This window comes from Henriciella sp. (assembly GCF_049649345.1).
Classification (GTDB): Bacteria; Pseudomonadota; Alphaproteobacteria; order Caulobacterales; family Hyphomonadaceae; genus Henriciella.
The window spans coordinates 1-7,764 of record NZ_JBARZC010000465.1 but is presented as its reverse complement, the minus strand read 5'-3'; the positions used below and the strand labels follow the sequence as shown (position 1 = coordinate 7,764).

Sequence of the window (7,764 nt, the reverse complement as noted above, 5' to 3'; positions counted from 1 at the left end):
AACCATGCTCGCGCCAGACTCGCTGCGAGAGGTCCATCCGCTCGGCAAGTCGCCAATCCTCGAGGAGGAAGGCATCATCGTCGCTGAAACGGGCGCAATCATCGAATACATCATTGAAAAGCATGGCGGCGGACACCTGAAACCACCACCGGGGACGCCAGAGGCGCTCGCCTGGACCTACTGGATGCATTATGCTGAAGGCTCTGCCATGCCGCCGCTTCTGATGAAGCTCGTCTTCCAGCGTCTTCCCGAAAACGCCAATCCGCTGATGCGCCCGCTGGTGAAGGGCGTCGCCTCTCGCGCCGAAAGCGGCTTTGTCGATCCGCGGCTCAAGGAGCATATCGCCTATTGGGACAGCGCCCTGGCCGAGACGGGCTGGTTTGCAGGCAGCGACTTCACAGCCGCCGACATAATCATGAGCTTTCCGCTCGAAGCGGCGACGAGCCGGGCCGACGCAGGCGATTATCCACGTATCCAGGATTTCCTGTCACGCATCCATGCGCGCCCCGCCTATCAGACCGCCCTCGAAAAGGGCGGGCCTTACGCCTATGCGTGAGCCGGCAGGCCTAGTCGTGCGACGATGATGCGTTCGGTTTTGACTGTAGCTGAATGTAGTTCTGGATGCCCATCCGCTCGATCAGGTCGAACTGGGTCTCCAGGTAATCGACATGCTCTTCCTCATTGTGCAGGATCTTGCCGAAGAGGTCCCGGCTGACATAGTCGCGCACGCTTTCGGCATATTCCATCGCATCCTTGAGCTCTGGAATCGCGTCCTGTTCGAGGGAGAGGTCGGATTGCAGGATTTCTTCGACCGTCTCGCCGATGCGCAATTTGCCGAGATCCTGCAGATTGGGCAGGCCGCCGAGGAAGAGAATACGCTCGATCAGCCAGTCAGCATGCTCCATCTCCTCGATGGATTCCTTGTACTCATACTCGCCGAGAATGGAGACGCCCCAATCCAGGAGCATGCGCGAGTGCAAGAAGTACTGGTTGATCGCGGTCAGCTCATTCTTGAGACACGCATTCAGAAATTCGATGACTTTCGGATCGCCTTTCATGACGGACTCCTTGCTGAAAGATTGTTATATGCGGCGGAGATAACATGCGAGTCGTTCAATTCAAACCAAATTGTCTATAAAAATCAGCTGGTTATGCGGGTGAGAAGCAGTTTCAATTGCACCAGCGAAAGCGTCCCGGACTAGCGGTTTGAATTGACTGGGTTTTCAGGAACAGATGAGGCCTGCTGCTTATTCAGCGGCGATCAGCGACGGCATGGTCGGCTGCGCATCAACCGTCTCGGAGATCATCTCGCCAATAGCGGTTCTGCATTTGCCGCAATTGAACTGGCAGCCATGATGGGCCTGTACGGCTTCCGGACTGCGCGCCCCTGCCTCTACGGCGGAGCGGACACCCGTGTCATTAATGCGTCTGCAAATGCAAATGATCATGATTCTCAATTAGCCTAGTTGCGAATGAGTGTCAATTACTCTCAACAACATTCTCATGCAGCGAGGTTCGTGAAAATTTTCTGGTAATTTCAAATACCGGCAAGGAGAGTTCTTCAGACTTTCTGCCTATCGCCAATTCATGCAAGACAAGCGCATCATAACCAAGTCGCCGGTGCGCGTTTCCTTTCGACGTGCGGTGGTAATTACGTTGTTCACCCTCGCCCTGAGTCAGATCGTTACCGGCCTCGCAATCCTTGTCTGCGACATACCAAACTACATTCTCAGCGAGGTGGTTGTGATCTGGTTCGCGCTGGCGGCCATCTGCGCCACGACGGTAACTTTTCCGCTGGCCCTGGTTTTCCAGCGTGAGCGAAAGAAGCTCGCCCTAGCCATACACCAGCTGGAAGAGGTGCACGCCGAGCATGCTCGCCGGGCTCGTCTGGATCCGCTGACCGGTCTGCTCAACCGGGAGGCCTTCCTGAGCCGCATCAGTCGCTATCAGGAGCGTCAGGTTTCCGGCGCAATGCTCATGATCGATATCGACCACTTCAAACAGATCAATGATACTTATGGCCATCATGCTGGTGACAAGGCGCTTCAGCTGATCGCCGGTGCCCTCAATGAGGCGACGCGCGACGAGGACATTGTCGGACGGATCGGCGGGGAGGAATTCGGGATCTTCGTTCCCGGGGAGAACATCGAGCTGGCCCGCCTGATCGCCGAACGCGTGCGCCTCGCGATCGCCGGGATCGAATTCGAACCCGAAGCTAACACGACTGCCAGAATAACCGCCAGTATCGGAGTCGCGCCCGGAACAGTGTCCAGTCAGACTTCGGACCTCTTGCGCATGGCGGACAAGAGGATGTACGCCGCCAAGCATTCCGGGCGCAACCGCGTCTCAGTGCACAAGGCTGCCTGAGCTGGACGCCTTGCGGCCCAGACAGCTTGACCGCACTAGCCCTGCCCTCTACCTCCGGCACGATCCTGAATGTGACCAATGGAGACGTCATGAGCGCGCTACCTACGCTTGCCGAGAATGCAAAGGCCTGGCCCTTTGAACAGGCACGCGCCCTGCTGAAACGGCTCGAAAACATGGAGCGCGCGGGAACCCCTAAAGAGGGGCCGGTCGTCTTCGAGACCGGCTACGGTCCCTCAGGCTTGCCGCATATCGGCACGTTTGGCGAAGTCGTGCGCACGACAATGGTGCGCCATGCCTTCGAGACGCTGACCGAGGGCAGGTTTGAGACCAAGCTGATCTGCGTCTCGGACGATATGGACGGCATGCGCAAGGTGCCACCGACAGTGCCGAATCCGGTCGAGCTTGAGCCTTACATGCAGATGCCGCTGACGGCCGTGCCTGATCCGTTTGGCACGCATGAAAGCTATGGCGCGCATATGGGCGCGCGGCTCTGCGCCTTCCTCGACAATTTCGGCTTCGACTATGAATTCAAGTCGGCCACGACGCTCTACAAGTCCGGCGTTTTTGACGAGGCGCTGCTGCGCGCGCTCGAAAAGTTCGATGAGATCATGGCCGTCATGCTGCCGACGCTCGGGGCTGAACGGCAGGCGACCTATTCGCCCTTCCTGCCGATCTCACCCTCAACAGGCCGCGTGCTCTACGTGCCAATGAAGGCGACCGATCCGAAATCCGGCACCATCACCTTTGAGGATGAAGACGGCAGCGACGTCACCCTCCCCGTCACCGGCGGCAACACCAAGCTGCAATGGAAGCCCGACTTCGGGATGCGCTGGGCCGCGCTCGGCGTCGATTTTGAAATGTTCGGCAAGGACCACCAGGACAATGCGCCGATCTATTCGAAGATCTGCCAGATCCTGGGAAGCCGCCCGCCGCAGCAATACGTGTACGAACTGTTCCTCGACGAAAAGGGCGAGAAGATTTCCAAGACCAAGGGCAATGGCATCTCGGTCGAGGACTGGCTGGCCTATGCGCCGCAGGAGAGCCTGTCGCTGTTCCAGTTCCAGAAGCCGCGGGTTGCAAAGAAACTCTATTTCGACGTCATCCCGAAAGCCGTCGATGAGTATCTGACCTTCCTGTCGAAGTATCCGGACGAAGAGATCAACCGCCAGGTCGAAAACCCGGTCTGGCACATCCATTCCGGACAGGTGCCGACAGGCAATCCGCCCGTCTCTTTCGCGCTTCTGCTCAACCTAGTCAGCGCTGCCAATACCGAGACCAAGGACCAGCTCTGGGACTTCATCTCGCGCTATGCGCCAGACGCAAACCCGCACTCCAATCCGCTTCTCGACGAACTCGCCGGTTACGCGATCCGCTATTACCAGGACTTCGTGAAGCCGGAGAAGGTGTACCGCGCGCCGGACGAGAAGGAACGTAAGGCTCTTGAAGACTTTGCCGCGCGCCTGCGCGCATGGGATGGCGAGGCGAGCGCTGAAGAGTTGCAGAACCTGACCTTCGAGATCGGAAAGGCCCACGAGTTCGAGAATCTCCGCGACTGGTTCAAGGCGCTCTATGAAGTCCTACTTGGCCAGAGCCAGGGCCCCCGTTTTGGCGGCTTCGCGGCGCTCTATGGCGTCGACGAGACCGCGCAGCTGATTGAGGACGCGCTGGCGCGTTAGCCGTTACGCATAAAAAAGCCCTCGTCCTAAGCAAAGCCAAAGGACGAGGGCGTGTTTGCGCAGCTGCCTGCCTCGTGGGTCGACTTCACTCGCCACGAGGCTGGGGCTGGGCTCGTTTCTACTCCGCCGCGATAAGCGTTGTCTTCGCTTTTGGCAGGCCGCCTTTTGGCCAATTCTGCCAGAGTTCCTCGGCATGGCCTTCAGCCGCCTCGACAGAGGCCTCCTTCACATGACCATAGCCACGGATCTCGTCGGGGATGGACGCAATGGCGACAGCGAGCTCATGGTTCTTCTTGTTCAGGCCTTCAGCGAGCTTCACGGCATTCTCAAGATAGTCATCGCGTAGCTTGCGCTCCATCTTGCGCTCCTCGGTATAGCCGAAGATATCGAAACGCGTGCCACGCAGGCCCTTGAAGCGTCTGAGCAGGCTGAACGCGGTCTTCATCCATGGGCCGAAGCGCTGCTTCTTCAGATGCCCTTCGGCATCTTTCTTCGCGATCAGCGGCGGGGCGAGATGGAACTCGATCTTGCCGCCCTTGAAGGTCTCGCGGAGCTTCTTCTCGAAGGTGCCGTCCGTGTGGAGACGCGCCACCTCATACTCATCCTTGTACGCCATGAGTTTGAAGGCAAATTTCGCGACAGCCGTCGTGAACGCATCGCCGAGCCCGGCTTTCTCTTCTTCTGCGCGAACGCGGGCGACCAGGTCGCGGTATTGCTGCGCATAATCCTCGTTCTGATAGGCGACCAGGCGCGCAGCGCGGTCCTCGATGATCTCGTCAAGCGTCTTGGCCGGGGCATCGCCGCGCGGGTCGGAGACCGTTTCAAGACGCTCAGGGTCCGCCGCGGCCAGCCGGCCGACATCGAACGCCTTCATGTTCTCGGCAACCTTCACACCATTGAGCTTGATCGCGCGGTAGAGGCCTCTCAGCGACACGGGAACTTGCCCCTTCTGCCAGGCGTAGCCGACCATGATCATATTCGTGTAGATCGCATCATTGAGATAACCGATCGCAAGCGCTTCGGCATCGATCGTGCCGAAGTCACGGGCCTGGCGCTTGACCCGCGCGGCGAGCATCTGGCTCTCGAACTTCTTCGACCGATCACGGATGAATTCGCTGGTCGGCGTGACATCGGCATTGGCGACAGCCTGCGTGCGGCCGACATCCATCAGGCCGATCGCATCGCCGCTCGCAGCGACGACGAGATCGCAGGCAATGATCGCATCGGCAGATGCCGGCGGCACACGGCCTGTCGAAATCATCTCAGGCTCTTTCGCAAAGCGCAGGTGCGAGAGCACCGGGCCGCCCTTTTGCGCAAGGCCCGTCATATCGAGGCTGGACGAAGCGTTACCATCGACATGCGCCGCCATGGCCAGCACGGCAGCGACCGTCGTGACGCCCGTGCCACCGACACCGGTGAACAGGACGTTCCAGGGCTGAGCAAGCGAAGGAAGATCAGGCAGCGCCAGTCCCGAAGCATCGACTTCCAGCACCGGCTGGTCTTCAGCAGCAAAATGCGCGTCCTTGATGGTGACAAAGCTCGGGCAAAAACCGCGCAGGCAGGAGAGGTCGGTGTTACAGGTCGACTGGTTGATGCGGCGCTTGCGGCCAAGTTCGGTCTCGACCGGCTCGACAGAGAGACAGTTCGACTTGATAGAGCAGTCTCCGCAGCCCTCGCAGACCTCCTGATTGATCATTACGCGCGTGCGATCCGGCTTGCGCATCCCGCGCTTGGAGCGGCGGCGTTTCTCGGTCGCGCAGATCTGGTCATAGATCATGACCGAGACGCCCTTGGTGTCGCGCAGCATGCGCTGGACCTCATCGAGTTCCTCGCGGTCATAGATGCGGACAGACCGCGGCAGTCCTTTGACGCCGGCATAACGCGTCGTGTCTTCGGTCACGATGACGATCTTGGTGACGCCTTCGGCCTCAACCTGCTGGGCGATGTTCACCGGCGTCTGGCCGGATTCGACGATCTGGCCGCCGGTCATCGCAACGGCGTCATTGTATAGGATCTTGTAGGTCATGTTCGCGCCGGAGGTCACCGCCGCGCGGATCGCAAGCGAACCGGAATGCGAATAGGTGCCGTCGCCGAGATTGACGAACATATGGTCTTCATCGGTCGCGAAATACTGGCCGAGCCAGGCAACACCCTCGCCGCCCATCTGGCTGGTCATGTCGGTGTTCCGGTCGGGCATGAAATTCGCCATATAGTGGCAGCCAATGCCGGCGAGTGCACGAGAGCCTTCCGGTACGACGGTCGAGCTATTGTGCGGGCAGCCCGAGCAATAGTGCGGCGAGCGAACCGTCGGCGACGCATTCGACATTGCCGCCTGACCTGCCGCGCCAACACGCTGAAAGTAGCGCTCGGCTTCTGACTGATCCCATTTGCCCGGCACGCGGCTCATCAGCGCGTCGGCCATTTCAGGCACAGGAATCGAACCGGTCTGGCTCAGCAGTTTCTGGCCGTCACGGTTCATCTTGCCTTCGATATAGGGGCGCTGATTGTCCGGCAGGCTGTAAAGGGCGGCGCGTAGCTGCTCTTCGATAAGCGGGCGCTTGTGCTCGATGACAAGCACGCGCTCGAGGCCCTTGCAGAAGTCGCGGATGGCGGTCTGCTCAAGTGGCCAGGGCATCGCGACCTTGAAGACGCTGATGCCAAGACGGCCGGCTTCCTCAGGCGAAATGCCAATCGCGGCGAGCGCTTCGAAAATATCACGAGCCGCCTGCCCTGTCGTGATGATGCCGACGCGCGGCTTCGGCGATGGCACGATGACATGGTCGAGACCGTTCGCCTTGACCCAGGCCTGCGCGGCCGGGATTTTGAAATCGCGCAGCCGCTTTTCCTTCTCCAGCGGATTGTCACCGCGGCGCATATGGACGCCGCCTTCCGGAAACTCGAACTCAGGCGTGATGAGCTTGAACCGGTCCAGCGTCACATCGACGACAGCGCCGGAATCCATCGTATCGGCAAGCGCGATCAGCGCCGACCAGCAGCCCGAAAAGCGGCTCATCGCCCAGCCGTGGATGCCATAGTCGAGCACGTCCTGGATCGAGGCCGGATTGAGCACCGGAATCTCCGCGTCGCGCATGGCGAACTCAGACTGAGACGGCAGCGTCGAGGACTTGCACATATGATCGTCGCCGCAGACAGCGAGCACGCCGCCGAGACGCGAAGAGCCAGCCGCATTGGCGTGCTTGAACGCGTCGCCCGTGCGGTCTACGCCGGGCGCCTTGCCGTACCAGATGCCGAACAGGCCATCGCGGTTTGCGCCCGGGAACAGACCGAGCTGCTGGGAGCCCCAGACGGCTGTTGCGCCAAGGTCTTCGTTCAGGCCTTCCCAGAATTCTATGTCATGCGTGTCGAGCCATTTCTGAGCGGCTCGCAATTGCTGGTCATAGCCCCCGAGCGGAGAGCCGCGATAGCCGGAGATAAAGCCCGCCGTATTGTGGCCGGCAGCAACATCGAGACGCTTCTGGTCGAGCGGCAGACGCACCAGCGCCTGAATGCCCGTCATATAGGCATGGCCCTCGACAAGATCGTATTTATCGTTCAGCGTGACTTCGCGGTGTTCCAAGGAACAAGCTCCCAAATTTCGTTAAGCTATAATTTTTGCATTTTTTGCCGAAAAAGCTTGCCCATCTTGCGCTAAATAGCATAAGAAAGGGCAATACTTTCTAATTTTCCTGCCCGGGAGAGACAAAAATTGCCTCAGACGCTT

6 protein-coding genes are annotated in these 7,764 nt (G+C 59.5%); 3 read left to right on the top strand and 3 right to left on the bottom strand.

Features of this window, described 5'->3' with window-relative positions:
- On the top strand, positions 1–556 hold a 556-nt coding region (locus WA989_RS12835), incomplete at its 5' end, for a glutathione S-transferase family protein (protein WP_424340886.1).
- Between the two features lie 10 nt (positions 557–566).
- On the opposite strand, the gene bfr is transcribed toward WA989_RS12835, so the two are convergent.
- Both bfr and WA989_RS12825 read right to left on the bottom strand, forming a co-directional pair.
- Complete coding sequence (bfr, locus tag WA989_RS12830; protein WP_424340885.1) at positions 567–1,058, bottom strand: bacterioferritin; 492 nt, start codon at positions 1,056–1,058, stop codon at positions 567–569.
- A 189-nt stretch (positions 1,059–1,247) separates the two neighbouring features.
- The gene (locus WA989_RS12825) at positions 1,248–1,448 is read right to left on the bottom strand and encodes a (2Fe-2S)-binding protein (protein ID WP_424340884.1); all 201 of its coding nucleotides are present in this window, start codon (positions 1,446–1,448) and stop codon (positions 1,248–1,250) included.
- A gap of 139 nt (positions 1,449–1,587) precedes the next feature.
- On the opposite strand from WA989_RS12825, the gene WA989_RS12820 reads away from it, so the two are divergent.
- Positions 1,588–2,367 (top strand): GGDEF domain-containing protein, encoded by a 780-nt coding sequence (locus WA989_RS12820; protein ID WP_424340883.1) that lies wholly within the window; start codon positions 1,588–1,590, stop codon positions 2,365–2,367.
- Positions 2,368–2,456: 89 nt separating this feature from the next.
- Positions 2,457–4,043: a lysine--tRNA ligase gene (locus WA989_RS12815; protein ID WP_424340882.1), complete on the top strand. Its 1,587-nt coding sequence runs from the start codon at positions 2,457–2,459 to the stop codon at positions 4,041–4,043.
- A 118-nt stretch (positions 4,044–4,161) separates the two neighbouring features.
- Here WA989_RS12815 and WA989_RS12810 read toward each other — a convergent pair whose 3' ends face one another.
- Positions 4,162–7,620 (bottom strand): indolepyruvate ferredoxin oxidoreductase family protein, encoded by a 3,459-nt coding sequence (locus WA989_RS12810; RefSeq protein ID WP_424340881.1) that lies wholly within the window; start codon positions 7,618–7,620, stop codon positions 4,162–4,164.
- Positions 7,621–7,764: the final 144 nt, after the last annotated feature.